Annotated in this window: 24 protein-coding genes; 15 read left to right on the top strand and 9 right to left on the bottom strand. The window is 74.5% G+C overall.

The genetic code is table 11. From position 1 onward, the window contains the following. The first annotated feature begins 41 nt into the window (after positions 1-41). From OG361_RS12050 to OG361_RS12015, 8 genes are all read left to right on the top strand, one after another. Positions 42-1,310, top strand: a complete 1,269-nt coding sequence (locus OG361_RS12050) for a beta-ketoacyl-[acyl-carrier-protein] synthase family protein (RefSeq protein WP_405853318.1) — start codon at positions 42-44, stop codon at positions 1,308-1,310. After that, entirely contained in the window at positions 1,307-2,524 is a 1,218-nt protein-coding gene (locus tag OG361_RS12045; protein WP_405853317.1) for a ketosynthase chain-length factor, read from the top strand. Before OG361_RS12050 ends, OG361_RS12045 begins: the two co-directional genes overlap by 4 nt. After that, positions 2,521-3,849, top strand: coding sequence for an acyltransferase domain-containing protein (locus OG361_RS12040; protein ID WP_405853316.1), 1,329 nt, complete (start codon positions 2,521-2,523; stop codon positions 3,847-3,849). The genes OG361_RS12045 and OG361_RS12040 overlap by 4 nt, the downstream gene beginning before the upstream one ends. Then, entirely contained in the window at positions 3,822-4,616 is a 795-nt protein-coding gene (fabG, locus tag OG361_RS12035) for a 3-oxoacyl-ACP reductase FabG (protein ID WP_405853315.1), read from the top strand. The genes OG361_RS12040 and fabG overlap by 28 nt, the downstream gene beginning before the upstream one ends. A gap of 89 nt (positions 4,617-4,705) precedes the next feature. Further along, positions 4,706-5,698, top strand: a complete 993-nt coding sequence (locus tag OG361_RS12030; protein WP_405853314.1) for an aromatase/cyclase — start codon at positions 4,706-4,708, stop codon at positions 5,696-5,698. A 151-nt stretch (positions 5,699-5,849) separates the two neighbouring features. Next, positions 5,850-7,565: an acyl-CoA dehydrogenase family protein gene (locus OG361_RS12025; protein ID WP_405853313.1), complete on the top strand. Its 1,716-nt coding sequence runs from the start codon at positions 5,850-5,852 to the stop codon at positions 7,563-7,565. A gap of 77 nt (positions 7,566-7,642) precedes the next feature. Continuing rightward, on the top strand, positions 7,643-8,515 hold the full coding sequence (locus OG361_RS12020; protein ID WP_405853312.1) for a 4'-phosphopantetheinyl transferase family protein: 873 nt from the start codon (positions 7,643-7,645) through the stop codon (positions 8,513-8,515). Next, on the top strand, positions 8,503-8,766 hold the full coding sequence (locus tag OG361_RS12015; protein ID WP_405853311.1) for an acyl carrier protein: 264 nt from the start codon (positions 8,503-8,505) through the stop codon (positions 8,764-8,766). The genes OG361_RS12020 and OG361_RS12015 overlap by 13 nt, the downstream gene beginning before the upstream one ends. A 196-nt stretch (positions 8,767-8,962) precedes the next feature. On the opposite strand, the gene OG361_RS12010 is transcribed toward OG361_RS12015, so the two are convergent. After that, positions 8,963-9,427, bottom strand: coding sequence for a nuclear transport factor 2 family protein (locus tag OG361_RS12010; RefSeq protein WP_405853310.1), 465 nt, complete (start codon positions 9,425-9,427; stop codon positions 8,963-8,965). Positions 9,428-9,730: 303 nt separating this feature from the next. On the opposite strand from OG361_RS12010, the gene OG361_RS12005 reads away from it, so the two are divergent. Then, complete coding sequence (locus tag OG361_RS12005) at positions 9,731-10,504, top strand: cyclase family protein (RefSeq protein WP_405853309.1); 774 nt, start codon at positions 9,731-9,733, stop codon at positions 10,502-10,504. 85 nt (positions 10,505-10,589) lie between these two features. On the opposite strand, the gene OG361_RS12000 is transcribed toward OG361_RS12005, so the two are convergent. Next, positions 10,590-11,024, bottom strand: coding sequence for a nuclear transport factor 2 family protein (locus OG361_RS12000; protein WP_405853308.1), 435 nt, complete (start codon positions 11,022-11,024; stop codon positions 10,590-10,592). 176 nt (positions 11,025-11,200) lie between these two features. On the opposite strand from OG361_RS12000, the gene OG361_RS11995 reads away from it, so the two are divergent. Next, on the top strand, positions 11,201-12,871 hold the full coding sequence (locus tag OG361_RS11995) for a class I adenylate-forming enzyme family protein (protein ID WP_405853307.1): 1,671 nt from the start codon (positions 11,201-11,203) through the stop codon (positions 12,869-12,871). Continuing rightward, positions 12,868-13,932: an MBL fold metallo-hydrolase gene (locus tag OG361_RS11990; protein ID WP_405853306.1), complete on the top strand. Its 1,065-nt coding sequence runs from the start codon at positions 12,868-12,870 to the stop codon at positions 13,930-13,932. Before OG361_RS11995 ends, OG361_RS11990 begins: the two co-directional genes overlap by 4 nt. 137 nt (positions 13,933-14,069) lie before the next feature. On the opposite strand, the gene OG361_RS11985 is transcribed toward OG361_RS11990, so the two are convergent. The 6 genes from OG361_RS11985 to OG361_RS11960 form a co-directional block, all read right to left on the bottom strand. Continuing rightward, complete coding sequence (locus OG361_RS11985; protein ID WP_405853305.1) at positions 14,070-14,324, bottom strand: acyl-CoA carboxylase epsilon subunit; 255 nt, start codon at positions 14,322-14,324, stop codon at positions 14,070-14,072. Between the two features lie 118 nt (positions 14,325-14,442). After that, the gene (locus OG361_RS11980) at positions 14,443-15,426 is read right to left on the bottom strand and encodes a nucleotide disphospho-sugar-binding domain-containing protein (RefSeq protein ID WP_405853304.1); all 984 of its coding nucleotides are present in this window, start codon (positions 15,424-15,426) and stop codon (positions 14,443-14,445) included. 105 nt (positions 15,427-15,531) lie between these two features. Beyond that, positions 15,532-16,308, bottom strand: coding sequence for a BTAD domain-containing putative transcriptional regulator (locus tag OG361_RS11975; RefSeq protein ID WP_405853303.1), 777 nt, complete (start codon positions 16,306-16,308; stop codon positions 15,532-15,534). Positions 16,309-16,653: 345 nt separating this feature from the next. Beyond that, complete coding sequence (locus tag OG361_RS11970; RefSeq protein ID WP_384562137.1) at positions 16,654-17,259, bottom strand: DNA-binding response regulator; 606 nt, start codon at positions 17,257-17,259, stop codon at positions 16,654-16,656. Positions 17,260-17,495: 236 nt separating this feature from the next. After that, entirely contained in the window at positions 17,496-19,784 is a 2,289-nt protein-coding gene (locus OG361_RS11965) for a TOMM precursor leader peptide-binding protein (RefSeq protein WP_405853302.1), read from the bottom strand. A 37-nt stretch (positions 19,785-19,821) separates the two neighbouring features. After that, a complete protein-coding gene (locus OG361_RS11960) occupies positions 19,822-20,145 on the bottom strand; it encodes a hypothetical protein (protein WP_405853301.1) in 324 nt (107 codons plus the stop codon). Positions 20,146-20,495: 350 nt separating this feature from the next. Between OG361_RS11960 and OG361_RS11955 the strand changes: the two genes are divergently transcribed. Continuing rightward, positions 20,496-21,833, top strand: a complete 1,338-nt coding sequence (locus tag OG361_RS11955; RefSeq protein ID WP_405853300.1) for a sensor histidine kinase — start codon at positions 20,496-20,498, stop codon at positions 21,831-21,833. A 14-nt stretch (positions 21,834-21,847) separates the two neighbouring features. Here OG361_RS11955 and OG361_RS11950 read toward each other — a convergent pair whose 3' ends face one another. Then, entirely contained in the window at positions 21,848-22,210 is a 363-nt protein-coding gene (locus tag OG361_RS11950) for a DUF6059 family protein (protein ID WP_405853299.1), read from the bottom strand. Between the two features lie 259 nt (positions 22,211-22,469). On the opposite strand from OG361_RS11950, the gene OG361_RS11945 reads away from it, so the two are divergent. The 3 genes from OG361_RS11945 to OG361_RS11935 all read left to right on the top strand — a co-directional run bounded on the left by OG361_RS11945 (position 22,470) and on the right by OG361_RS11935 (position 25,966). Beyond that, complete coding sequence (locus OG361_RS11945) at positions 22,470-23,192, top strand: alpha/beta fold hydrolase (protein WP_405853298.1); 723 nt, start codon at positions 22,470-22,472, stop codon at positions 23,190-23,192. A gap of 132 nt (positions 23,193-23,324) precedes the next feature. After that, positions 23,325-25,106, top strand: coding sequence for an acyl-CoA dehydrogenase (locus tag OG361_RS11940; protein WP_405853297.1), 1,782 nt, complete (start codon positions 23,325-23,327; stop codon positions 25,104-25,106). Beyond that, positions 25,103-25,966, top strand: coding sequence for a 4'-phosphopantetheinyl transferase family protein (locus OG361_RS11935; RefSeq protein WP_405853296.1), 864 nt, complete (start codon positions 25,103-25,105; stop codon positions 25,964-25,966). The genes OG361_RS11940 and OG361_RS11935 overlap by 4 nt, the downstream gene beginning before the upstream one ends. Positions 25,967-26,193 lie beyond the last annotated feature (227 nt).

Here is a 26,193-nt window from a genome sequence, read left to right as displayed (position 1 = left end):
GGAGCCGCCGAGGCGCTCCGCAGCCGAGCGGCGGTGCGCCGGTGACCCGCAGAGTCGTCATCACCGGCATCGGGGCCGTCGCTCCGGGCGGGGTCGGCGTCAAGGCCTACTGGGAGCTGCTGACCGCGGGCCGCTCCGCCACCCGCACCATCACCCACTTCGACGCCTCGCCGTTCCGCTCCCGGCTCGCCGCCGAGGTCGACTTCGACCCGCGGGCCGCCGGGCTCAGCCCCCAGGAGATCCGGCGGCTCGACCGGGCCGCCCAGTTCGCGGTCGTCAGCGCGCGGGAGGCGCTCGCCGACAGCGGCCTCGACCTCTCCGCCCACGACCCCGGCCGGATCGGCTCCACCCTGGGCAACGCGGTCGGCTGCACCACCAGCCTGGAGCGCGAGTACGTCGTCGTCAGCGATGGCGGACGGAAGTGGGAGGTCGACCACGAGTACGCGGTCGCCGACCTCTACCGCCACTTCGTGCCCAGCTCCATGGTGGCCGAACTCGCCTGGCAGGCCGGCGCCGAGGGCCCCTCCGCCGTCGTCTCCACCGGCTGCACCTCCGGCCTCGACGCCCTCGGCCACGCGGCCGAACTCATCCGCGAGGGCAGCGCCGACGTGATGATCGCCGGAGCGACGGAGGCCCCGATCTCCCCGATCACCTCCGCCTGCTTCGACGCCATCCACGCCACCACGCCGCGCAACGACGAGCCCGGCGCCGCCTCCCGCCCCTTCGACCTCACCCGCAACGGCCTCGTCCTCGGCGAGGGCGCGGCCGTCCTCGTCCTGGAGGAGCTGGAGAGCGCCCGGCGCAGGAACGCCCACATCTACGCCGAGATCGCGGGCTACGCCTCGCGCTGCAACGCGTACCACATGACCGGACTCAAGCCCGACGGACGGGAGATGGCCGAGGCCATCGACCGCGCCCTCGGCGAGGCCCGCATCTCCCCGGACGCCGTCGACTACGTCAACGCGCACGGCTCCAGCACCAAGATGAACGACCGCCACGAGACCGCCGCCTTCAAGCGGAGCCTCGGCGCCCACGCCTACGACGTCCCCGTCAGCTCCATCAAGTCGATGATCGGGCACTCGCTCGGCGCCATCGGCGCCCTGGAGATCGCGGCCTGCGCGCTCGCCATCGAGCACGACGTGGTCCCGCCCACCGCCAACCTCCACACCCCCGACCCCGACTGCGACCTGGACTACGTGCCGCTGACCGCACGCGACCACCGTACCGACGTCGTCCTGAGCGTCGGCAGCGGCTTCGGCGGCTTCCAGACCGCGATGGTCCTCGCCGACCCCGACAGGAGGAACCCGTGACCGCGGTAGTGACCGGTATCGGCGTCACCGCGCCCAACGGCCTGGGCGTCGAGGCCTACTGGAAGGCAGCGCTCGACGGACGGGGCGGCCTCGGCCCCCTCACCCGCTTCGACGCCTCGCAGTACCCCACCCGGATCGCCGGCGAGGTCGACGGCTTCGACGCCGCCGAGCACCTGCCCAGCAGGCTGATCCCGCAGACCGACCACATGACCCGGCTCGCCCTGAAGGCCGCCGACGAGGCGCTCGCCGACGCGGCCGTCGACACCGCCGCGCTCGACGAGTACGGCATGGGCGTCATCACCGGCGCCTCCGGCGGCGGCGTCGAGTTCGGCCACCGCGAGCTCCAGAACCTGTGGAGCAAGGGCAAGGAGTACGTCTCCGCCTACCAGTCCTTCGCCTGGTTCTACGCCGTCAACACCGGCCAGATATCCATCCGGCACGGGCTGCGCGGCCCCAGCGGCGTCCTCGTGTCCGACCAGGCGAGCGGCATCGACGCGCTCGGCCACGCCCGGCGCCGGCTGCGCCGCGGCACCGGACTCGTCGTCTCCGGCGGCGTCGACGGGGCGCTCTGCCCGTGGGGCTGGGTCGCCCAGATCGCGACCGGCCTGCTGAGCCGCGTCGACGACCCCGACCGCGCCTACCTGCCGTTCTCCGCCGAGGCCTCCGGCTACGTGCCCGGCGAGGGCGGGGCGCTCCTCGTCGTCGAGGAGGCCGAAGCGGCCCGCGCCCGAGGCGCCCACCAGGTGTACGGGGAGATCGCCGGATACGCGGCCACCCTCGACCCGAAGCCCGGCTCCGGACGGCCCCCCGGCCTGGAGCGGGCGATCCGCGCCGCCCTCGCGGACGCCGGGGCTGCCCCCGCCGACGTGGACGTCGTCTTCGCCGACGCCTCCGGCGTACCCGCCCAGGACCGGGCCGAGGCCGAGGCGCTCGCCGCGGTCTTCGGCGAGCGCGGGGTGCCCGTCACCGCCCCGAAGGCCGGCACCGGACGGCTCTTCGCCGGCGGCGGCTCCCTCGACACGGCCACCGCGCTGCTCGCCCTCCGCGACGGCGTCATCCCGCCGACCCCGTACGTCGAGGCCCCCGACCCCTCGTACGGACTCGACCTGGTCACCGGCTCCGCCCGCGAGGCCCGGCTCCGTACTGCCCTGGTCGTCGCGCGTGGCCACGGCGGCTTCAACAGCGCCGTCGTCCTGCGCGGGAGCACCCGGTGAACGGGGCGGCGCCCGGCCGCGTGGAGGCCATGGGGGCCGCGGAGGCCCTTGACCTGGTGGGTTCCCTTGACCTGGTGGGTTCCCTTGAGCAGGTGGGCTCCCTGGACGCGGTGGGCTCCCTGAATCCGGTGGGTTCCGTGGACCCGGTGGGTTCCCTGGATCCGGTGGGTCCCGTGGACGTCGTGGCGCCCACCCCCGTCGTCCTGATGCTGCCCGGGCAGGGATCCCAGTACTCCGGCATGGCCCACGGCCTCTACGGCACCGAGGCCGTCTTCACCCGGGTCGTCGACGAGGTCCTCGGCCTCCTCGGCGCCGAGGGCCGCCGGATCCGGGACGACTGGCTCGCCGAGCGCCCCCTCGTGGAGATCGACGACGTCACCCGCGCCCAGCCCCTGCTCTTCGCCCTCGACGTGGCCTACGGCACCCTGCTCGCCTCCTGGGGCGTCCGGCCCGTCGCCCTCGTCGGACACAGCGCGGGCGAGTACGCGGCCGCCGTCCTCGCCGGGATCATGAACCTGCCCGACGCGGTCGCCGCGCTCGAAACCCGGGTGCGGGCGCTCGCCGGGGCGCCGCGCGGCGGGATGGTCGCGGTGGGCGCGAGTCCGGCGCTGCTCAGGCCCTGGCTCACCTCGCAGGTCGTGATCGGCGCGGTCAACGCGCCCGCCCAGGTGATGATCGCCGGACCGGAGCCCCAGCTGTCCGCCGTCACCGACGCCCTGGACGCCGGTGCGCTGACCTGGATGCGGGCGAGGGCCACCACCGGCTTCCACAGCCCCTCCGTCGAGTCGGCGTGCGCGAGCACCCGGAGCGCGTACGAGCGGATCGCCTACAGGGCGCCGCGGACCGTCGTGGTCTCCGGGTACACCACACGCCCGCTGGCCGAACCGCAGCTGAGCGACCCGGGGTTCTGGGCGATGCAGCCGGCCAGAACCGTTCTCTTCGGACCGGCGCTCAGCCATCTCCTCGACGCCGACGGGCCCGTCGGAGGCGGCCCCGTCCTCCTCGTCGAGGCGGGCCCGGGACAGGGGCTCTCCATGCTCGCCCGCCGCCATCCCGCCGTCAAACGGAACGGGTCGGCCGTCGTGCCCCTCTCCCCGATGCGGGCGGGTGCACAGCTCGACAGCGAGCAACTGGCCGTGGCGGCGGGCAAGTTGCGGGATCGCGGGCACCGGCTCGGGCATCGGGCCCCGGCCGCCGCCGACCCGGCCCTCGCCCCCTCGGCAGCCGCGACCGCCTCCACCCCTTCCACCCCCTCCACCCCTTCCACCCCTTCCAAGCGAGAGCGAGAGGACCAGAGATGGACAGCAACAGCGGGCGCCGCGTAGCCCTCATCACCGGCGGCACCAGCGGGATCGGTCTGGCCTGCGCCGAGCTCCTCGCCGAGCAGGGGCACGCGGTCTTCGTCTGCTCCCGCAACGAGGCCGACGTCGACGCCGTCGTCGACAAGCTGCGGAGCGCCGGCCACGAGGCCGACGGCGTCCGCGCCGACGTCACCTCCAAGCAGGACGCCAAGGACGTGGTCCGGGCCGCCGTGGACCGCTTCGGCCCGCTGCACGTCCTCGTCAACAACGCGGGCCGGGGCGGCGGCGGAATCACCGCCGAACTCTCCGACGAGCTGTGGGAGGACGTCATCGAGACCAATCTCAACGCCGTCTTCCGGCTGACCCGCGAGGCCCTCACCACCGGCGGCATGCTGGAGCGCGGAGCCGGCCGGATCATCAGCATCGCCTCCACCGGCGGCAAGCAGGGCGTCGTCCTCGCCGCCCCGTACTCCGCCTCCAAGCACGGCGTCGTCGGCTTCACCAAGGCCCTCGGCCTGGAGCTCGCCCAGGCCCGGGCCGGCATCACCGTCAACGCGGTCTGCCCCGGCTACGTCGAGACGCCCATGGCGGGCCGGGTGCGCCAGGGGTACGCCGACCACTGGGGCACCACCGAGGAGCAGGTCCTGGAGCGCTTCCAGGCGAAGATCCCGCTCGGCCGCTACTCCACCCCGGAGGAGGTCGCGGGCCTCGTCGGCTACCTCGCCTCCGACACCGCCGCGTCGATCACCGCGCAGGCCCTCAACGTCTGCGGCGGCCTCGGCAACTACTGAGCCGCACACGGCACACGGCCGCCCGGCCCCTCCTCCCGGCGCCGCCCCCAGCGACGGCGCCGGCCCCCGCCACCGGAAGGAAGACCGCCTTGTCCACCACCGCCCCGACCATCCATGTCACCCGGCACGAGACCGTCGTCGCAGCCCCGCCCGAGGAGGTCTTCGCCCTGGTGGCGGACGTGACGCGGTGGCCCCAGGTGTTCGGACCCACCGTGTACGCCGAGGTGACCCGGGACGACGGCGCCGAGCAGTCCCTGCGCATCTGGGCCTTCGCCAACGGCGAGGTCCGCTCCTGGGCCTCCCGGCGCACCCTGGACCGGACCGCGCACTCGATCGTCTTCCGCCAGGTGGTCTCCTCGGCCCCGGTCGCCGCGATGGGCGGCGAGTGGCGGATCGAGGCCGAGCCGGCCGGCGGCTGCCGGGTGGTGCTGCTGCACGACTACTCCGTCGTGGACGACGAGGCCGATGCGGCCGAGTGGGTGGCCCGGGCCGTCGAGACCAACAGCGTGAAGGAGCTGGCCGCCCTGCGCGAGACCGCCGAGCAGGCCGCCGCGGCCGCCGGGGGCGGTGAGGGCGGCGAGGGTGCTGAGGGGAACGAGCTGACGTTCACCTTCAGCGACAGCGAGCGGATCAAGGGCTCCGCCCGTGACGTGTACGCCTTCCTCGACCGGGCCGACCTGTGGCCCGAGCGCCTGCCGCACGTCGCCGCCACGCGCTTCACCGAGGAGGACGGCGGCGTCCAGGTCCTCGACATGGACACCCGCAGCCCCGACGGCTCCCTGCACAACACCCGTTCCGTACGCGTGAGCTTCCCCGAGCGCGGACTGCTCGTCTACAAGCAGCTGAAGGTGCCGCCGGTCATGGCCGGCCACACCGGCCGCTGGACCGTCGTCCAGCACGGCGACGAGGTCACGGCCACCTCCTGGCACACCGTGACCCTGGACCCGGCCGGTGTCCGGCAGGCCCTCGGCGAGAGCGCGACCTTCGCCGACGCCAGGGCCCTGGTGCGCCACGCCCTCGGCACGAACAGCTCCACCACGCTTCGGCACGCCAAGGCGTACGCCGAGGCCGCCCGGGCGTGACCCGATGGGCACGGCGGGCGGGCCCGGCCCGGCGGTCCCTGTCGGGTCGGTGACGGCGACGGCTCCGGGCGGACGGGTCGGCTCGGTCGGTCCGGCGGTCCCGCCCGGTCCGGCGGTCCCTGTCGGTCCGGCGGTCCCTGTCGGGTCGGTGATGCCGGTCGGGGCCCGGATCGGGGCTGTCGAGGCCGCGCTCGGGGATCCCCGCGATCCCGCCAACCCGGTCGGCTGGGGCGCGGTGCTCGCCTTCGACGAGGAGCGCGTCCTTCCCCCGGCGGGCCTCGCGCTCTACGACCGCCTCGGTCTGAACGCCGAGTTCGTGCCGGCCTCCCTCGGAGGCCGGCTGCGCGGCACCGACGAGCTCGGGCCCGTCCTGCGCGCCCTGTTCCGCCGCGACGCCGCCCTGGGCGTGGGCAGCGCGCTCACCTCCTTCATGGCCGCCACCGCGGTCTGGGCCTTCGGTGACGACGACCAGCGGGCGAGAACCGCCGAGGTCCTGCTCGCCGGGGGCCGCGCCACCATCGCCTACCAACGCTTCGCCCACGGGAACGACTTCGTCAGCGACGAGCTGCGGGCCCGGCGCACCCCGGACGGCTATCTGCTCGACGGCCGCAAACGCGCGGTCCACAACGCGCAGGACGCCCAGCTGGTCGTCGCCTTCGCCCGGACCGGCGGGAGCGAGGGCGCCGGCGGGAGCGACGGGGCCGGGCACTCGCTCTTCCTCCTCGACGAGGCCACCCTCGCCGGCGCGCGGGTGCGCCGCGCCGGGACCCGCGGGGCCACGGGGATGCGCGGACTGCGCGTCGGCAGCCTGGAGTTCACCGAGCGGCCGCTGCCCCGCGCCGCGCTGCTCGGCACCTGGGGCGGCGGCGTCCGCCACAGCCTCTCCGTCTTCCCGCTCATCCACGCCGTCGTACCGTCCATGGTCATCGGGGTCTCCGACACCGCCCTGCGCACCGCGGCCCTGTACGCGCTGGAGCAGCGGCCCTTCAGTCGTCCGCTGCCGCAGGTCTCGTACGCCCGGACCGCCGTCGCGGGCGCCTTCGCCGACCTCCAGCTCGCCGACGCCCTGGCGCGCACCGCCGCCCGGGCCCTGCACCTGCTGCCGGGCGGCTCCCCGGTCCTGGCGGCGGCGGCCAAGTACCTGGTCCCGGCCGGGGTGGAGGAGAACCTCAACGCCCTCTCCGTGATCCTGGGCGGTGCCTTTCATGCGCGGGACGGCGACTACGCCATCCTCCAGAAGCACGTAAGGGACTTCCCCACGGTCACTTTCGGCCATGTGGGCAACGTGGTCTGCCAGGCCGTGATGGCCCAGCACCTGGGGTGGATCGGCAGCGGGCGCTGGACCGGCGACGCGCCGCCGCCGGCCGCGCTCTTCCGCCCGGGCCCGGGGCTGCCGCCGCTGGACCCGGGCGTGCTCGCCGCCGCCGACGGCCGGGACGGGCTCTGCGCCCTGCTGGCCGGAGCGCCGGGCGAGCAGCGGCTCGCGGGGGACGATCCCGTACTCCGGACGCTGCGGGCCCAGCTCGGGCTGCTCGCCGCCGAGACCGTCCGTCTCCAGGAGGCCTGCGCCGGTCTCGGGAGGTTCGGGGCGGGTCCCTATCCGTCCCGGGTGTTCCCGCTCACCGACAGGTACGCCCTGCTGCTCGCCGCCGCCGCCGGCTTCGGCGTCTGGCGGGAGAGCCCCCGGGACGGGAGAGTCGCCGACCCCGGCTGGCTCGCCGTGGCCCTCCACCGGATCCTGCGCAGGCTCGGCAGGGCCGCCCCGCCGCTTCCGCCCGGTGTCGAGGCCGAGCTCTGCGAGGAGGTCCTGCGCCGGGCCGCGGAGGCCCGCAGCTACGACCTCGACGACCGGGTGCTCGCCGGATGAGGCGCGTACCCGTATCCGTACCCGTGCCTGAACCCGTACGCGTACCCGTACCCGAACCCGTACGTGTATCCGTACCCGTGACGGGATTCGTGCCCGCGGTCGTGCCCGTGCCCCGGCACGTGCCGGGGCCCGCCGGGCCGTGGGCGCCCGTCGCCGGAGACCTGGCGCGGTGCGGAACCGCCGTCGTCTGGTCCCGGGTCGCGCCGTGGCACCCCGCTCCGGTCCCCCCCGGGCGGCTGCGGGCGCTGCTCGGCGACGACCGGGTGCGGTACGAGGCCCGGCGCGGGGCCGACGCCGAGCGGTTCGCGGCGGGGCGGCTGCTGCTCAAGTACGCGGCGGCGCAGGCGCTTCGGGTCCCGCCGGACGGCATCGAACTGGCCTACGGGCTCACCGGCCGCCCCCTGGTGCGCGGCCGGCCCGGGGTCGCGCTGAGCCTCAGCCACACCGGTGACCTGCTGTGCGTCGCGGTCACCGTCGTCGGCGGTATCGGCGTCGACGTGGAGAGCGCGGGCCGGCGGCTGTACGACTCGGGTCTGGAGCCCCGCATGTGCGCCCCGTCGGAACGGGACGCGCTCGCCCGGCTGCCGGAGGCGGACCGGAACCCCCGGCTGCTGCGGCTCTGGGTGCTCAAGGAGGCGTACACCAAGGCCCTGGCGCAGGGGAGGCTGCTTCCGTTCACGTCGTTCGGCTTCCGCCCGCACGGGGCCGGGGGCGGGGCCGAGCTGCTCCGGGCCGACGGCACGGCGGTGGCCGACCCGGCCTGGCGGTTCACGACGCTGCCGCTGGACGGCACCCATCTCGTGGGTCTCGCGGTGCGCGACACCGGACGGCTCGGGGATGCGGAGTGTTCAGATCCGCTCGATCGGTTGTCGAGGAGTACGGCCGAGAATCTTCTTGAAAGAGGCTCAACAGAACCTGTATGGAAGGGACTTCCACCATGGCCCGGCTGACGCTTGACACCCTGCTGCAGATCCTCCGTGAGTGCGCGGGCGAGGAGGAGGGCGTGGACCTGGGGGGCGACATCCTCAACACCCCCTTCGTGGAACTCGGGTACGACTCCCTGGCGTTGCTCCAGGCGACCGGGCGGATCGAGCGGGACCTCGGTGTCGCGCTGCCCGACGACGTGGTGGCGGAGGCGGAGACGCCGGCCCTGCTGCTCGACCTGGTCAACGGCGCCGAGGCCGCGCCTCTCGCCGCCTGAACGGGGCTGTAGAGGGTAGAGGGGCCGGGGCCCCGACCACCGGAGGGTGGTCGGGGCCCCGCCCCTTTGCGTCGGCCATGCGTCGGCCATGCGGCGGCCACACCGGGACGCGGGCATGGCCGTGCCCCGGTCGCGGGGTGGGTTGCGTGACCGGGGCACGGAGTCGGGGCGGGTGGTGCGGTGTGGCGTGGTGTCGTCAGAGCGCGGAGGTCGGCGGCAGGTCGTCGCGGTCGACGTGGCGGCTGAGGATGCGCAGGGCGCCCTCCTCGCGGTTCAGGACGTCGGTGACGAGGGTGCTGGCCAGCAGGGACGGACCGCCCTCGCGGGGCGTCGAGACCACGAGGACGTACGAGCGGGCCAGGACGGTGCCGTCCTCGCGCGGGGCCACGGTCAGCTGGGTCAGCATGTGCCGGTGCTGCACGCCCTCCGCCGTACGGGCCGCGAACATCGCGGTGACCGCGGGCAGGATCACGGCGCGCGAGACCACGGGCTCGGGGCGGGCGTTGGAGCTGAAGGAGCCGTTCACGGCGAAGCCGTCGGCCCAGGCGGCCGCGTCGCCCCCGTCCCCGGCCTGGAAGTGCCGGGCGTAGAACTCCTCGACCTCGTGGCGGAGTTCGAGCTGGGCACCCGTGGCGGGGGCCTCTGACTGGACGGTCGGCATGGTGGTTCCCTCCGGTGGTGAGGCGGTCGGCAGACGCGGTCGGCCCGTGCCGCCGGCACCACGCTCGCCGGGCCTGCTCGAAGAGGACTCGGCCGGTTCTGAAGGGCGGCCGGTTTCACGGTTCCTCCAGGGGCGTGCGAGGCCGGGACCCGACGATGGCCATCGCCTGACCTGTGACCTGTGACCTGTGACCTGTGGCCTGTGGCCCGTGTCCGTGGTCTCGGTCCTCCGGCCTCGCACTCGTGACCTCCGATCTCCGACCCCTTCGCCGGCGCCGCCGGCCCCGCGCCAAGGAGCGTGCCCATGCCGCTGATCGATCTGTCCTCGCCGGTGGACAGCGAGTTCTGGGAGCCGGACACCGTGACCCACACGACCATGTCCGCCGAGGAGGGCGCCCGGCACATGGCCGACGGCATGAAGCGGGTGCTCGGCATCGACTTCGACACCTCCGTACTGCCCGACGGCGAGTTCCTGACCAACGACTTCCTGACCCTTACCGCGCACACCGGCACCCACGTGGACGCGCCCGCCCACTACGGCTCGCGCGGCACCTACGGGGTGCCCCGCACCATCGACCAGATGCCGCTCGACTGGTTCCACCGCCCGGCCTTCGTCCTCGACCTGCGGGACGCGGGCACCGGGACGGTCGACGCCGACCGGCTGCGCAAGGCGGTGGCCGAGACCGGGTACGAGCCGCAGCCGCTGGACATCGTGCTGCTCGACACCGGCGCGGCCGCCCGCGTCGGCACCCAGAGCTACTTCACCGACTTCACCGGCCTCGACGGCTCGGCCGTGCGCTACCTGCTCGACCTGGGCATCCGGGTGATCGGCACGGACGCCTTCAGCCTGGACGCCCCCTTCGGGCACATCATCAAGACCTTCCAGGAGACCGGCGACCACGACGTGCTGTGGCCCGCGCACTTCGCCGGCCGGGAGATCGAGTACTGCCAGATCGAGCGGCTCGCCGGACTGGAGAGCCTGCCGAGCTCGTTCGGCTTCACCGTCAGCTGCTTCCCCGTCAAGATCGCCCGCTCCGGGGCGGGCTGGACCCGTGCGGTGGCCCACGTCCCGGAGTAGGCCGCGCGCCTGGGACGTGGAGCGGGGCGGAACCCTTCCGAGGGTTCCGCCCCGCCCTGCTCCACGGCCGGTCCGCTCCGCCGGTTCAGCCCAGCGGCGGGAGGTCGTCGCGCAGGACGTCCCGGCGGCGCACCCGCCACCCGCCGTCCTCCGTGACCACCTCGTCCTCCATGACCGTGCTCAGGTACGCCTGCGGGGCTCCCTCCCGGGCCGTCTCCACCAGGAGCACGTACCCGCGGGTGGCCAGCGCCCCGTCCGCCAGCTCGGTCACGGCGAGCGAGGTCAGCAGGTGCCGCCGTACGACCCCGCTCGCGCGGCGCGCCTCGCCCAGCCGGCGGGTCGCCTCGCGGATCCTCTCCCGGCCCTGGACCGGGCCCGGCAGCGCGTTGCTCCGGAAGACGGTGTCCTCGGTGAACGTCCCGGCGTACGCGTCGACGTCGTCGCCGTCGGCCGCGTGCATCTGGCGGGCGTAGAAGTCCAGGAGTGACTGGCGGCGGGCGGCGGTCTGCTGAGCGGACACGGAGGCTCCTCGGTCGGGGCGCCGGGTGCGCGGGGCGCGCGGGGGCGTGGGGTGCAGGCTGGCCCCGGCGGCTCGGCGGGCGCTCGGGCGGGCCTTGTTCACCGGCGCTCGACGCCCGCTCGAGGGCGGCTGGAGAGGCTGCCGGGACCTGCCGGTGAAGGGATGGGGGAGCCATCGTGGTCGTACAGCGTTCTGAGTTCTCGGAGGGCGCGCCGGTGCTGCTGGGCGCGCTGCCGCGGGAGGCCGCCCGCCGGGCCGGCGGACACCTCGCCGTGGAAGCCGCGGGCACCGCCCTGACGTACGCGGAGCTGGACGCGCGGGTCGACGCGATCGCCGCCCGCCTCGTCGAGCTGCTCGGTACCGGGCGGCGCAAGGTCGTCGCGGTCTCCTCGGTCCTCGGACCCGACTTCCCCGCCGTCTACTACGCGGTGGCCCGCAGCGGCCACGTCGTCGCGCCCGTGAACCCCTTCCTCCCGCCGCCCGTCTGGCAGGGGCTGCTCGGCTCCGTCGGCGCCGCGGCCGCGGTGCTCTCCGCGCGCGTACGGGCCGAGGTCGGCCCGGCCCTGGCCGCCCTGCCGTCGCTGGAGGCCGTGGTGACCTTCGACGAGCTGCCGGGCGCGACGGAGGCGCGGGAGCCCGGCGCGGCGGCCCCGGACGTACCCTCTCCCGCCGCACCGGAGTCCGCCGCGGAGCAGGCGCACGGGAGCGTCCCGGTCGGTCCCGACGACATCGCCGCGATCATGTTCACCAGCGGCAGCACCGGCCGCCCCAAGGGCGTCGCCCTGAGCCACCGCAACCTGCTCACCGGGGCCCGGCAGATCGGCGCGGCGCACGGCGTCGGCGCGGACGCCGTCGTGCTCAACGCGCTGCCGCTCTATCACCCGATGCACCTCAACGCCGCCGTCGCCGCCGGTGCGACCCAGCTCCTCGCGGCCGGCCCCGACCCGGTCGGCGCGGTCCGGCTGGCCCGGGAGCGGCGGGCCACCCACTTCTACGCCCTGCCCTTCCAGCTGGCCGGCCTCGCCGAACACCCCGAGCCGCAGGCCCTCGCCCTGCCGGACGTCCGGCTCGTCGGCACGGGCGGGCTCCCGCTGCCGCCCGCCACGGCCGCCCGGCTGACCGCCGCCCTCGGCGCGCCCCTCGTCCAGGGGTACGGGCTGACGGAGACGGCGGGCCTCGCGCACTCCGCCGGCGCCGCCGGCGCCCCCGAGGGTTCGGTCGGCCCCGCCCTGCAGGGGGCCGCGACCCGGATCGTCGACCTGGCCACCCGGGAGGAGATGCCGGCCGGCGGGGTCGGCGAGATCGAGATCACCGGCCCGCACGTCGCCCTCGGCTACGTCTCGTCGGACGCCGGAGGACGGCTCGTGGTGACACCGGCCGCCGGGCCGGAGGGCTGGTTCGGCACCGGTGACGCGGGCCGGCTCTCGCCGGAGGGCGACCTGTTCGTCCTCGACAGGGTCGCGGACCTCTACCACCACGCGGGCGAACTGGTCTCGCCCGGCCGGGTGGAGCGCCGACTCGCGGCCCACCCCGCCGTCCGGGAGTGCGCGGTGCTCGGACTCCCCGGGCCCGCGGAGGCCGGCCTCCCCGGGTCCGAGGAGGATGTCGACGGCGGGCACCCGCTGCTGACGACCGCGTTCGTTGTGCCGCGGGACGGGGCCGGGGAGGAGCTGGGGGAGGATCTCGAGGAGCGCCTCGCCGCGGCGGACGCGGACCGCCCCGAGGCCGAGCGGGTGCACCGCGTGATCCGCCTCACCGCCCTGCCCCGGCTCCCCAACGGCAAGCTCGACAAGGCCGCCCTGCGCACGCTCGGCGCCCGTCCCGTCGGGGCGGCGGTGTCCGGATGACCGGGAAGGGGCCGACGGTCCCGGAGTCTGTCCAGGAGTCCGTCCCCGAGTCGGACCCGGAGTCCGTCCCCGCGTCGGACCCCGACACCGGCCCCGAGGTCGTCCGGCGGGCGCTCGGTGCGCGGTGCGACCGGTCCGACGGGTACCGGCACCGGCTCGCCGATCCGTTGCCGAGTCCGCGCGACATGCTGGCCGCGGTCGTCGCGGGGAAGCTGCGCCCGGACCGTTCGCAGGCCGCGCTGATCCCCGTACACCCGGAGCGGCGGCGGGAGTTCGACGCCGGTCCGGCCGAGACCTCGGCCACCTGGGTGGGGCACGCCACCTACGTCGTCCGGATCGGCGGGCTCACGGTGCTCACCGATCCCGTGTGGTCGTCCGCCATCCTCGGGGCGGGCGGCCGGCTCACCCCGCCGGGAGTGGAGTGGGACGACCTCGGGCCGGTCGACGCCGTGGTGATCAGCCACAGCCACTACGACCACCTCGACGCCGCCACGATCGGCCGGCTCCCGCGCACGACACCGGTGTTCGTGCCCGCCGGGCTCGGCCGATGGTTCCGGCGGCGCGGGTTCCGTACGGTCACCGAGCTGGACTGGTGGGAGGAGGCGGAGCTCGACGGCGTCGTGTTCGGCTGCGTGCCGGCCCGCCACTGGAGCCGCCGGGGCCCCTTCGACCTGTGCCGCACGCTCTGGTCCGGCTGGGTCCTCACCGGCCCCGCACACCGCGTCTACTTCGCCGGGGACACGGCGTACGGGCCGCACTTCGGGCGGATCGGGGCGGCCTTCCCCGGCATCGACCTGGCGCTGATGCCGATCGGCGCCTACGAACCGCGCGCGCTGCTGTCCCACGCGCACGTCAGCCCGGAGGAGGCCGTGCGCGGCTGCCTCGACGCGGGCGCCGCCCGGATGGCGACGATGCACTGGGGCACCTTCGCGCTGTCGGGCGAGCCGCTCCTCGACCCGCTCGAACGGGCCCGCGCCGCCTGGCGGGAGACCGGCCGGGATCCGGCGGACCTGTGGCCGCTGGCGGTCGGCGAGAGCCGGTCGCTGCCGCCGGAGCGATAGCCGGGACGGCGGTGGACTGAGCCGCGGTGGACTGAGCCGCTATGGACGGAGCCGCGGTGGCGGGGCAGGGAACGCGTGCGCGCCGTACGGGATGTGAGGGCATCCCGTACGGCGCCGTCCTGCGTCGCCCCGGCAGGTCACCGGCCCCGGGGCACCGAGCGCCAGGAACCCGCCGCCTGCGAGGTGTGCGAACGGCTCCAGCGCGCCGCGCGGTCGGTCCGGGTGTTGTCCGGGCGGGGCGGCTCCCGGTGCAGCGTCGCGAGGAGCGCGGCGGTGACGGCGGCGACCTCCTCCGGCGTCGGGTTGCCGTTCAGGATCCGCAGGGGGCGGACCGGCGAGGCGGTGGACTCCGCCGGGTGCGGCGGCAGCGGGAACGGGGTCGATGCGCTCATGGCGGTGGCCTCCTGTGGGGAGGGGACGGGCCCCTCGGACGGTCGGTGTACGGGTCGGGCCAAGGGAAGGTCTACGGGGCCGGGCGGGCCGGAACGTGTACGGGGCCGGGCCGGGCGGCTAACGGGCGGCGAGGTCCTCCAGGCGGCCGGCGAAGGCCTCGGGAGAGGGCAGGGCGGCGATCGCGGAGCGCAGCCGCTGCGCGGTCGCCAGAGCCCGGCCGCCGTACAGGAGGTCGGCGAGATGACGGCGCAGCCGCAGCGAACTCCCGGTCTCCCGGGGCTCCTCCGCGGCGACGAGCCGGTGGCCGGCGCCGATCCGGTCCAGCCGGTCGCCCGCCGGACGCGTGTCGGCGATCACCAGTTGCGTGACACCGTGGGCGGCCGCCTCCAGGGTCACGTCGGGGCCGCCCTCGTGGGCGACGGCCACACAGGTGGCCAGGACCGGTCCGAGCAACTCCGGTTCGGCGAAGCGGAGCCGGGAGCCGAGCGGGCCGAGGAAGCCGCCCAGCCGGGCCCGCTCGGCGGCGGGGACGAGGGCGATCACCTCGACGTCGAGGCCCAGGGCGGCCCGGGCGACGAGGCGCAGCCGCTCCGGCGACCAGCCGTGCGGGGAACCGGGCGCGCCGGGACGCAGACAGACCCGCAGCAGGTGGTGCGGCTCGCGCAGCTCGTACGGCAACTGCCCTGCGTGGCAGATGGGCTGGCGTACGGACAGCGCGTCCGCCCCGGCGTCCCCGCGCAGTGCGGGCGGGCAGGGGTCGATGCGGACCGGCGCGGGCCCGTCGGCGCTCCGGTGGTCGAGCGGTGTCCACCGCACGACCCGCGCACCGGGAAACGACCCGTGAGGGCCGGTCTCCGTCACGCCGGTCACCGCCGGGCCGGTCACTGCCGCGTCGGCCCCCGTCGCGCCGTCCTCCGCCGACACCACCAGGTCCGGGTGCCAGTCGTGGGCGGGTGACGTGCCGAGCGACGCGGTGGGGAGGACGGCTCCGGCCGGGCCGGCCGTGCGGACCTCGTGGCCCGCGGACGCGCAGGCCTGTGCGGCCGCCGTCATCGCGAGCAGGTGCGACACGGAGTGCCGCGCGGTGAACAGGACACGCATGGGTTCGCCCTCCGGCCGCGCCGTGCGCTCCTTCGCGCACGCTCTTGCGACCAGGGGACCCCCGGGCGGTCCAGCCTCAATAGGGGAATGCTGGAGTCCGTACCGTCAGGCCTGGTGGGGGACCCGTTCGGCGCGCTCCCGCATCTCCTGTCCGAGGCGCTGGAGGGCGGGCGACGGCAGCAGCCCGAACCGCTCGTCGAGCCGGGCCCTGACCGTCTCGTACACGGTGAGTGCGCCGGTCAGCCGGCCGGAGCGGTCCAGCGCGGTCATCAGCAGCCCGTGCAGGGCCTCGTGGTGCGGGTGCTCCTCGACCAGGGCGGACAGCTCGGGCAGCAGCCGTTCGCCGGCGCCGAGCCGCAACTCGGCGGTGAGGCACCGCTCCAGGACGTCGGTGCGGCTCTGCTCCAGGCGCATCGCCTCCAGGCCGAGCGCGGGACCGTCCTGGACGCCGTCCAGCGCGCGCCCCTTCCACAGGGCGAGGGCCTCCCGGAACCGGGCGGCCGCCGCAGCGTCGTCGCCGGTCTCGAAGGCCGACTGCCCCTGGGCGCACAGCCGGTCGTAGGCGTGGACGTCCACCGTGCCCTCGCCGACGAGGAGGGCGTAGCTGCCGGGCCGGGTGACGAGGACGTCCCGGGCGGCGCGCGGGTCCTTGAGGGCCTGGCCGATGTAGTTCCGCAGCTGGAGCACGTACGTCTGGACGGTGATGTGCGCCTTGGGCGCGGCGGCCGCACCCCAGACCTCGTCGACGACGGCGGAGACCGGCACGGCCTGTCCCGCGTGCAGGGCGAGCAGCGCCAGGATCCGCCGGGGCTTGCGGGCGCTCGGGGCGATCGGCACGCCGGCGATGGCAGCGGAGAACGGGCCCAGCATGTCGATCCTCATGGTGCCTCCTCCTCGGCGCGGTACGGGCCACCGCGAGCCGGTGGTCCGTCGTGAACCGGCCATCCGTCGTGGGCTCCACCGTCGCACGCGCCCCTGTCGGGGGACCAGTGAGTCAGAAACAGGCCAAGGATGAACCGTGCCCGGCCACACCGTGACGGATTCACGGTCCGAGTGGCGGAATCACCTTGTCTGTCGCGGAGTTACCGGGCCCGTCGCGTATTCACGGCGCCTGTCGCGGATTCACCCGGCCTGCCGCGGATTCACGGTGCCCTTCGCGTAGGCATGGCGCCCATGGCGGATTCACGGCGCCCGTGACGGACTCGGCGGGGTCCCGTGAGGGAGGGCTCACAGCCAGCCGGAGGTCTGCGCGATCCTGATGGCGTCCACCCGGTTGCGGGCGCCGAGTTTGTAGACGACGGCGGTGAGGTAGTTCCGGACGGTGCCGGCCGAGAGATAGAGCGCGGCGGCTATCTCGTCGACGTCGTCGCCGTCGGCCGCGAGCCGCAGCACGTCCTCCTCGCGCGGGGTCAGCGGGGACTCGGCGGCGCCGAGCGCGGCGAGCATGAGCTGAGGGTCGAAGACCCGCTCGCCCTTGGCGATGGCGCGGATCGCCTCGGCGAGCCGCCCGGGCTCCGCGTCCTTGAGGATGAAGCCGCGCACCTGGGCCTCCAGGGCCCGGCGCAGATTGCCGGGCCTGCCCAGACTGGTGAGGATCAGCACCCGGGCCCCGGCCCCCCGCCGGTGCAGGGCCTCGGCCGCCGCGATGCCGTCGATGCCGGGCAGTTCGATGTCGAGGATCGCCACATCGGGCTTCAACTCCTCGACGCGCGCGACGATTTCGCTGCCGGTCTCCAGTTCGGCGACGACCTCGATGTCGGGCTCCAGGGAAATCAGTTCCACCAGAGCTCGGCGCAGCATGCGCATGTCTTCGGCGATCAGGATTCTGATCAAGCTTCGTTCCACCCCCGTGGGCTCCGGTGACTCCGTGCGCACACGCACGACGGGGATGGAGCGTACTGGCTATTTTCGATCGCCGCGCGGGGGCAAGTCGGCCTGTTTCGTACGACGACGGAGGCGGCCGTCGAGCTGCCGCCTCCGTCGTCATGGAGAGTTCACACGAACTTCAAGGGCTACTCGGGAGTAGCCGATTCCGTCCCTCCCGCCGCCCTCCCCCGCCTCACCGCCCCTCAGAGGAAGAGGGGGACCGGGTTGAGATCCTCGTAGGGGGTCGGGCCGGTCAGCCGGCCCAGCCGCACGGGCACGTCGTAGAGCCGGCCCGGGGCGAAGCGGTCCCAGAAGTGCCGCATGCCGGGCACGATCACCTTGACCACCGGGAGCCCGATGTCGGGACGGGTCTGGTCGAGGACGAGGAGCTCCATACCGCGCTCGCGGACCGCCGCCCCGATCGCGGCGATGTCGTCGCGCAGATCGGTGCGCGGTTCGTATGCGAAATCGGCGGGGCGGCGCAGCGGGGTCCGCGGATCCGGCAGCAGGTAGGGGTGGTCCGCGGTGGTGGCCGTGCGCCACCAGCGCAGCAGCCGTTCGTCGTGGCAGCCGTATCCGGTCCCGTCCGCCCGGACGCCGACGACGGCCGGCATCAGCTGGTTCGCCTCGGCGATCGCGCGGCACAGCGCGACCTTCGGGTCGAAGTGCGCGCCGAAGCCGAAGAGGAGGTCCTCCGCGGGCTTGTCGGTGCGCCGGGTGACGGCGGCGAAGGTGGGGACGCCGAAGTCGGAGGTCACGTCGAGGACCCACACCTCGCGGCCGAGCGAGGCGTGCAGCACGCGCATCCGGTCGATCCAGGGCTCGTCGAAGGCGTCGAGGTCGACGGCGGGGTGGCGGGTGCGGTTGTACCACCAGAGGGCGACCGCGTCCCGCTCCACCAGTTCGAGGAAGCCCTGGACGATCGCGTCCTCCGGGCTGCTGCCGGCCGCGTTGCCGTTGGAGTCGGCCTGGACGTGGCCGAGACCCGGGGTGCGGGGGGCGTCGAAGTAGAGCAGCGCGGTGGGCAGCAGCCGGTGCTCGCCGCGGGTCAGCGACCAGACCGGCGTCCAGTCGACGGGCGCGTCCTCGTCGAAGGGCTCCATGCCCTGACGGGGGTCGTACAGCAGGCAGTCGGCGGGGTGGACGGCCCGGTCCGCGACCTCGCGCCAGCTGGCCCGTACGGTCGGCTCGTCGCCCTCGTACATCCCGGAGTGCCGCTCCAGGGACTCGCACAGGGCGCCCACCCGGGCGTCGAGCTCGGTCATGCCCTTGCCGCCGCTCTCGCTGCGCAGCTGCGAGGAGGGACCGGTCAGACCGCGCGGTCCCCGGGCGTGGTTGTGCCCGGCGCGGAAGGAGTTGAGCCCGGCGGGGCCGCGGCTGTCGCGTTGCACCGCCTTGACCACGCCCGTGACCGGGCTGATCAGGTGCTGGTAGGTCCGCAGGGTCTGTTCGGCGGTGGCGGAGCGGTGGCCCGAGCCGGTCAGGTCGGCCTTGGGCCGGGAGGAGACGGTGACCGGGGCGAGGACCCGCCGCGCGACCAGGCCGGGGTCGCCGCAGCCGGTGCACTGCGGCCGGGCCCGCAGCGGGTGCACCTGGGTCGTGAGGCTGAAGGTGTCGAAGGTGAGGACGCCGTCCTGGCCGGGGTGGCGGTGCCCGCCCAGCCACTTCACGCACTCGGCGACGGCGAGCTGGTTGCCGAGGAGCAGGCTCGCGGGGGTCTCGGCCGGCGGGTGTGCGACGGGGCGGCCGAGGGCCCGGCGCAGATGGGTCTCGGCGCCCCGGTGTCCCGCGATCCGGTGGGAGAGGCAGTGCCAGCAGGGGCCGTCGCCCGGCCGGAACAGCGGCCCGATCCAGGGGGTGGTGCCGTGCGGCTTGGCGAGCAGCCAGGGCGTGCCCGCCGCGCGCTGTTCCGCGTCGATGTCGGCGAGGGCCGGGTCGAGGTAGTTGTCGCAGACGACCAGGGTGAGTTCGGCGGTATCCCGGCCCTGGCTCTGGCTCTGGCCCTTGACCTGGACCTGGCCCGGATCCCGGTCCAGGTCCCGGCCCAGGCTCAGGCCCGGGTCCAGGCCCGGGTCCAGGTCCCGTTCGTCCGCCAGGAGCAGGCCGGACGCGGTGCAGGCCTGTTCGGCGGACCGGGCGTCGGCGCCGCCGACCGCCCGGACCCGCACGGTGGACAGGGATAACGGGCCCGGCGCGCCCGCCAGTTCCCAGTAGGCGGCCGCCGCCGCCGCCGGGGAGCGGGCCGGCACCGGGTCGCGGGTGAGCAGCTCGGCCTCGTTCAGGCGGCCGATCGCCAGGGCCACGTCCCGGGGCGAGCAGTGGGGAGAGGCGTCGGCGACCAGGGACCGGAAGTCCCTGGTGCCGTCGAGGAGCGGTGCGACGACCGCGACCTGCGCGTCGTCGAAGGCGGTGATGCCTCGTTCGGAGATGACGTACGTCGCTTCGCCGGGCACGACCTCGGCCCGCAGATGCTCCTTGAACCCCATGCGCATGCGTGTGCCCCTCCCCTTACGTGTCGGACGTACGGAATCAGTGGCCGGCCGGGGACAGGGAACCGCCGGTCAGGGAGCCGACGGGCAGGGCGCGGATGCAGAGGGTCAGCAGGGCGGTGCCGTCGGGGGCTATGGCGGCGTACTCCTCCGTCACGGCGCCGAGTCCGGTGGTGGCCGGGATGGCCGGGGCGGCGGCGCCCTCGTCGAGGGTGATGCCGGACTCCTTCAGGACGGCGGCCGGGTCGCTGGCGTAGCGGGCGGCGAAGGCCGGGTCCACGAAGGCGTGGAGCATGAGCTCGGCGAAGGCCAGCTCCTGCTCGATCGAGCCGATCTCGAGGGCCGTGGCGACAGACTTGTTCATGGCAACTCCCGTGATGTCAGCGGTTGGTGAGGCCGTGAATGCTCGATAGGAGTAGACGAAACTTCGCGACTTCTTCACAAGTGATCGCTTCATCTTCGTCGGCATGAGATTTTCACCACGGCGACAAATCGCTCCAGCAGGGTGAACGATTCGCGATTCAGGCATCCGGAAGACCAAGATCCGGCCACGGAGCGGCGTGATGTGGCTCCGTGTGGTTATGATCCGGCCATGGGTGGTCCCGGGGAGGGGCCGACAGGGGGCTGGATTCGATGACAGCACAGAGCACCTCTCGCCTCAGACGCACCTCTTCGCGGCCTGGCGCCGCGGAACGGCCCGGTGGTAAGAGGGAGTTGTCGGCCATCAGCTCCGCCGCTCCCGCACCGCGCATCGCCAACGTCCTGGTCGTGGTGGTCTTCCTGGGCTATCTGCTCATGCAGGCGGTCAACGTCCTCGACGCCGCACCGGGGAGGTCCGAGCTGACCGCGTGCCTCGCCATTCCGCCGCTGCTCGCCGCCCTCCAGTACGTGCACTTCGCGCCGAATCTGGTGCACCTCCGCCGACAGCTGTTCCCGTGGTCCCTGATCCTCCAGGCGCTGATCACCTTCGTCCCGTTCGCCCTCTTCGGATGGCACTGGGGAGGCATGGCGGGCTTCCTTGCCGGATCGTTCCTGCTGAGGCTGTCGCCGGTGCCGGGCTGGGTCCTGTACGGACTCACGGTGACCGGCGTCATGGTCATCTCGGCGAACGAACAGCTCAGGCCCGTCGACATCGCCTACATGGGCGTCTCGACCGCGCTCACCGGCCTGGTCCTGTACTCGATGGCCCGGCTCGCGATGCTGGCCACCGCCATCCACGACTCGCGTGGCGAACTCGCCCGCATGGCCGTCGCCAGGGAACGGCTGCGGTTCGCCCGGGACCTGCACGACCTGCTCGGCTACAGCCTCTCCTCCATCACGCTCAAGAACGAGCTCATCCAGCGGCTGATCACCAGCAATCCGCAGCGTGCCTGCGAGGAGGTCACCGAGGTGCTCGTCATCTCCCGGCAGGCCCTGGCCGACGTCCGTGAAGTGGCCCGCGGCTACCGGGACATGTCCCTTCTCGTCGAGGCCGAATCGGCCGGATCGGTGCTGAAGGCGGCCGGCATCAGGGCCGAGATCGAGGTCGACTGCACCGGGCTCTCGTCGATGGCCAACACCATCCTCGCGACCGTGCTGCGGGAGGGCGTCACCAACGTCCTCCGGCACAGCCAGCCCCGCACCTGCTCCATCACGACCAGCAGGGACCCGGAGGAGAAGGGCTTCGTCCGCCTCCAGATCGTCAACGACGGGGTGGGGCAGAAGGGGCTCGTCGACTCCGACAGCACCGGCACCGGCCTCTCCAACCTGGCGGTACGGGCCGCCGCCGTGGGCGGCCGGCTGCGCAGCGGGGTGGAGGCCGGGGGCACCACCTTCCGGCTCGTCGCGGCCGTCCCGGCCGACTCGGTCGCCGTGCAGGACGGTTTAGCGCTCCTGACGGCGGACACCCGTACGACCGAGTCCTGCCCCGCCGAGGCGCGCACGGGGGAGCCGCGTACCGGTGAATCGCGTACCGGTGAATCGCGTACGGGGGAATCGCTCACGGCCGAAGCCCGTGCTGCCGGGGCGCGTACGGCCGGGTCCGCGGTCTCGGAGGCCCGGCGCAGCGCCTGACCGGGCGCCCGGCGTCAGACGCCCCTCAACTGCCGGGCCAGCCGCAGCTCCAGCTCGCTCAGCGGAACCTCGATGCACAGTCGCTCCGGATGCCCGGGCGGCGGGCCCGGCGTCCCGGCCGCGGCCACGACCCCGGTCCCGGTCTCGGTCCCAGCCCCGGTCTCGGTCCCAGCCCCGGTCCTAGCCCCGGTCTCGGTCCCAGTCCCAGCCCCGGCCCCGGGGGCGTGCTCCACGCCCTCCTCCTCCCCGTACAGGATCCGGCGCAACTGGTCCTCGGGAAGCGGGAGCCAGCAGGACCCGAAGGCCACCAGGGCCCGGTAGCAGCCCCTGGCCACCCGTACCACGTGACCCAGGGCGCGGTTCGGCACTCCGTGCACCGCTCCTCCTCCGTTCGTGGGCGGCGGCCGGGGCCGGGGGAACCCGCGGGCCGCCGCCGTCCCCGGAGCCTCGCCCCGACGGCTCACGTCCCGCTCGAACACGGCTGGAACAGCGGAGATTCGGCCACACCTCAGCGGAAGTGGCCGACGGCTCCGACGAGATTCGAGCGGCCGGTGTCACCATGCCCCCCGAGGATTGCCCGGCCGCGATCCGCCGGACACCCCCGGGACAGGCCGTGGCCACCGAGAGGAGCGAGAGATGGCCCTGCGCGACACCCGTCGGTGGCCGGTGCCCGAAAGGGGTCCGGACCCGGTCCGGTGGAGCGGCGGGCTCGGCCCGTCCCGGCCGCTGGTGCTGCTCGTCGGCGGCGCCCTGGGCGGCGGCCCGGAGTGCGCCCCGCTCCTCGACCGGCTCGTGGCCGACGGCCACGCCGTCGTCGCCGCGCACCTGCCCCGGCCCCTGCCGTGCGCCGAGTGCACCGCCGCGTCCGTCTCCCGGCTGATCGACGCCCACACCGGCTCCGCGGACACCGGGCGGACCGCCGTCATCGGCTTCGACCTCGGCGGACGTCCGGCGCTCGCCGCCGCCGCGGGCGACCGCCGGATCGGCTCCGTCCACCTCGTCGGCGCCCCGGTCTCCCGGCTCTTCGAGGAGCCCGACCGGCTCCTCGGCCTGCCGCCGGCGACGGTCGACGCACTGGTGGAGGCCACGGGGGCGGCGGGCGGCGAGCAGCTGCCGTACCTCCTGGGCGGGCTCGCCCTGCGCCCCGAGCAGCTGTACGAGATCCGGTGCCCGGTGTGGGTCGGGCACGCCCCCGACGACCCGCTCACCACGCCGCAGGACCTGGCCCTGCTCAAACTGACCCTGGAACAGTCCGAGTTCCACGCCTTCGAGGCGACCGGGGGTACGACACCGAGCGGCGGGGCCGTGCACCGCCGGCTCGTGGACGGGGTGCGCAGGGCGCGCGCGGCGGCCCGCTGAGACAGGTTCGCCACAGGCTGTACCCCGAAGGGCCTTGTCCGGGTCGACTCCCGGTCAAGGCTGTCTCCAGCGTCTGTCGACAGGGTGCGAGGGATTGTCCGCCGATGCCCCCTCTGACGCCCTGGGGTGACCATGTACGAACCCGATGAACTGATCGCCGCCGCACTCGGCGCCGATCCGCAGTGGCAGCCCGACCGGCTGACGCGCGCCCGCGCCCGGGTGGCCGAGATCGAAGACGGTCTCGGCGACCCCTGGAGCCCCGACAACCCCGTCGGCCTCGCCGCCGTACTCGCCGCCGACGATGCGGGGGAGAGCTCCGTCATCGGCATCCGGCGGTTCCAGAACCTCGGCATGCCGGCGGAGATGGTGCCGGTGGAGCTCGGCGGCCGGATGGCCGGGGTCGACCTGCTCGGCCTGGTCATGCGGCCGTTCTTCCGCCGCGACCCGGCCCTCGCCTTCAGCCACGGCTTCACGCCCTTCCTGGGCGCGCAGATGGTGTGGCTGAACGGGGACGCGCGCCAGCGCTCCCGGATGGCCAACGTCGTGCTGCGCGGCGGCATGGTGGGCGTGGCCTGCCAGCGCTTCGAGCACGAGAGCGAGTTCCACGCCCAGGAGTTCACCGCCGCCTGGGCCGAGGACGGCATGCTGCGGCTGAACGGCCGCAAGGGCGCCATCAACAACGCCCACAACGCCGAGCTGATCGTCGGCTTCGTCTCGACCGGCGGCGGCGCCACCGACTACTCGATCCTGATGTTCGACCCGGCGTCCGTACCGCCCGCGCACATGCGCGCGCTGCCCCGGCACCGGACGACCGGCGTCCGCGGGGTCCAGGCCGCCGGTCTCGAGTTCGTGAACTGCCCGCTGCCCGGCGAGTCCCTCGTCGGCACCTGGGGCGACGGCGTGGCGCTCAGCCTGCGCGCCTACCCCGCGGTGCACGCGGTCTTCCCCTCGATGGCTATCGGCCTCGCCGACACCGCGCTGCGGGCCGCCGTGCGCGCCGCCCAGGAGCGCGACCTCGGCACCCAGGGCGTGGTGGGCGACGCCTCGGCGCGCTCCGCGCTCGCGGGCACCTTCGCCGACCTGCTGATCGCCGACTGCCTGTCCCTGACGGCGGGCCGCTCCACGCACCTGCTGCCCGAGCGGTGCGACGTGCTCGCGGCGGTCACCAAGTACATCGTCCCGAAGATCGTCGGTGAGGCGCTCTACGACCTGTCGGCGGTGATGGGCGACGCGTTCCACGCGGAGAGCGGGCACGACGCCGTCTTCCGCAAGCAGCTGCGCGACCTGTCCACCATCACCTTCGGTCACGTCAGCAGCGCCATCTGCCAGTCCGTCATCGCCCCCTACCTGCCGGCCCTCGCGGTCTCCGACCCGGCGGCCACCGTCACCCCCGCCGAGCTGTTCCGCCTGGAGTCGCCGCTGCCGCCGCTCGACGGCGAGCGGCTCTCCGGCTTCGGCGGCGGCGACGGGCTCCTCGACTACCTCGGGCACGCCGCCCGGAGGCTGCCCGAGGCGTTCACCGGCCACCCGCACGGCGAGCTGCTCACCGGCCTCGTGGACGGCCTGTGCGCCGAGGCCGCCGAGATACGGCGCGAGGCCGCCGGGCTCACCGGCGACGGCGACGACTACGGGATGCTGTTCGACACGCGGACCTTCCCGCTCAGCGAGCGGTACGCGCTGCTGCTCGCCGCCTCGGCCTGCGTCGGGGTCTGGCTCAACGCGGGCGTCGGCCCCGACGAGTTCCTCGACGAACCCACCTGGCTGGTCCTCGCGCTGCACCGGCTGCTGCGCCGGGTCGGCCGGTCCGTACCGCCGCTGCCCCGCGAGATCGAGGCCCGGCTCTGCGAGGAGGTCCTGGCGCGGGTGCGTGTCCCGCAGAGCCTCGACCTGCTGCGCACCGGGCTCGCGGGATGAGCGCTGCCGTCACCGACCGGGTCTTCCCGCCCGCGCCGAGCCGCGTCGGCGGCCCGGCCGGGCCGTGGGGGAACCTGCTGCGCGACCTGGAGGGCTCCGGCTTCGGCATGGTGCACGCCTCGCTGGACGAGTGGCGCACCCAGCTCCCTCCCGAGGAGGAGCGCAGGGAGCTCCTCGGGCGGGACTGGGAGCGGTACAGCAAGCTCGCCGGCACCCACCTGAGGGAACGATTCTTCGCCACCCGCATGCTGATCCGGCACACCGCCGCCGTGGCCCTGGGCACCGAACCGTACTCCCTGGAGCTGCGGTACGGCCTCAACGGCCGCGTCCACCTCCGCGGCTACGACCAGATCGACGTGAGCCTCAGCCACACCGCCGACCTCCTCCTCTGCGGCATCACCTCCCTCGGCGTCGTCGGCATCGACACCGAACCGGCCACCCGCCGGCTCAGCGGCCAGGACGTCGAGGGCCTGATGTGCACCGGGCCGGAGCGCCGCCGGATCGCCCGCACCCCCGAGGCGGAGCGCAACGGGCAGCTCCTCAGCCTCTGGACGCTGAAGGAGGCCTACAGCAAGGCGCTCGGGCAGGGGCTGCGCTTCCCCTTCACCGAGTTCGGCTTCCGCGTCGAGGACGGTGCCCACGGCGAGTACGGCCAGGTCGGCCTCGCGCGGCTCGAACGCGCCGACGGCACCCTCGTCGAGGACCACACCTGGCGGTTCGCCACCTGCCCCGTGCCCGGGGGCCACGTCGCCGCCGTCGCCCTCCAGGACACCCGGCGCTCCGGCCGGCCCGACACCCGGGCCAGCACCGCCCTCAACCGCCAGATCCTGGCCGCCATCAAGCGCTCCACCCGGGGCTGACCCGGGGCCGACCCGGTCCGCACCCCTGGCCCGGCCCCGGTCGAGACCCCCGGAGCCGGGCCGGTCCGCACCCGGCTGACCTGGATCTACCCCCACTCAAGGGGCCGTCGAGTCACCCCCGCCAAGGTGGCAGAGCCGGTGGGGCCTCCTCGGGATCCGGGGAGGTTTCACACCGCAGGCGCCCGGGTCGGGGCAGCCGGCCACAAGCCCGCTGCCCCGGCCCCAAG

It is taken from the genome of Streptomyces sp. NBC_00090, from assembly GCF_045160815.1.
Classification (GTDB): domain Bacteria; phylum Actinomycetota; class Actinomycetes; order Streptomycetales; family Streptomycetaceae; genus Streptomyces.
This window is presented reverse-complemented; position numbering and strand designations above follow the sequence as displayed.

Bases quoted from the DNA above. Each gene is read 5' to 3' on its own strand.
- OG361_RS11960 (WP_405853301.1), bottom strand. From the start codon at position 20,145: ATGAACAAGTCTGTCGCCACGGCCCTCGAGATCGGCTCGATCGAGCAG.
- OG361_RS12015 (WP_405853311.1), top strand. From the start codon at position 8,503: ATGGCCCGGCTGACGCTTGACACCCTGCTGCAGATCCTCCGTGAGTGC.
- OG361_RS12005 (WP_405853309.1), top strand. From the start codon at position 9,731: ATGCCGCTGATCGATCTGTCCTCGCCGGTGGACAGCGAGTTCTGGGAG.
- OG361_RS11985 (WP_405853305.1), bottom strand. From the start codon at position 14,324: ATGAGCGCATCGACCCCGTTCCCGCTGCCGCCGCACCCGGCGGAGTCC.
- OG361_RS11940 (WP_405853297.1), top strand. From the start codon at position 23,325: ATGTACGAACCCGATGAACTGATCGCCGCCGCACTCGGCGCCGATCCG.
- OG361_RS11965 (WP_405853302.1), bottom strand. From the start codon at position 19,784: ATGCGCATGGGGTTCAAGGAGCATCTGCGGGCCGAGGTCGTGCCCGGC.
- OG361_RS11935 (WP_405853296.1), top strand. From the start codon at position 25,103: ATGAGCGCTGCCGTCACCGACCGGGTCTTCCCGCCCGCGCCGAGCCGC.
- OG361_RS11980 (WP_405853304.1), bottom strand. From the start codon at position 15,426: ATGCGTGTCCTGTTCACCGCGCGGCACTCCGTGTCGCACCTGCTCGCG.
- fabG (WP_405853315.1), top strand. From the start codon at position 3,822: ATGGACAGCAACAGCGGGCGCCGCGTAGCCCTCATCACCGGCGGCACC.
- OG361_RS11975 (WP_405853303.1), bottom strand. From the start codon at position 16,308: ATGAGGATCGACATGCTGGGCCCGTTCTCCGCTGCCATCGCCGGCGTG.
- OG361_RS11945 (WP_405853298.1), top strand. From the start codon at position 22,470: ATGGCCCTGCGCGACACCCGTCGGTGGCCGGTGCCCGAAAGGGGTCCG.
- OG361_RS12010 (WP_405853310.1), bottom strand. From the start codon at position 9,427: ATGCCGACCGTCCAGTCAGAGGCCCCCGCCACGGGTGCCCAGCTCGAA.
- OG361_RS11990 (WP_405853306.1), top strand. From the start codon at position 12,868: ATGACCGGGAAGGGGCCGACGGTCCCGGAGTCTGTCCAGGAGTCCGTC.
- OG361_RS12025 (WP_405853313.1), top strand. From the start codon at position 5,850: ATGCCGGTCGGGGCCCGGATCGGGGCTGTCGAGGCCGCGCTCGGGGAT.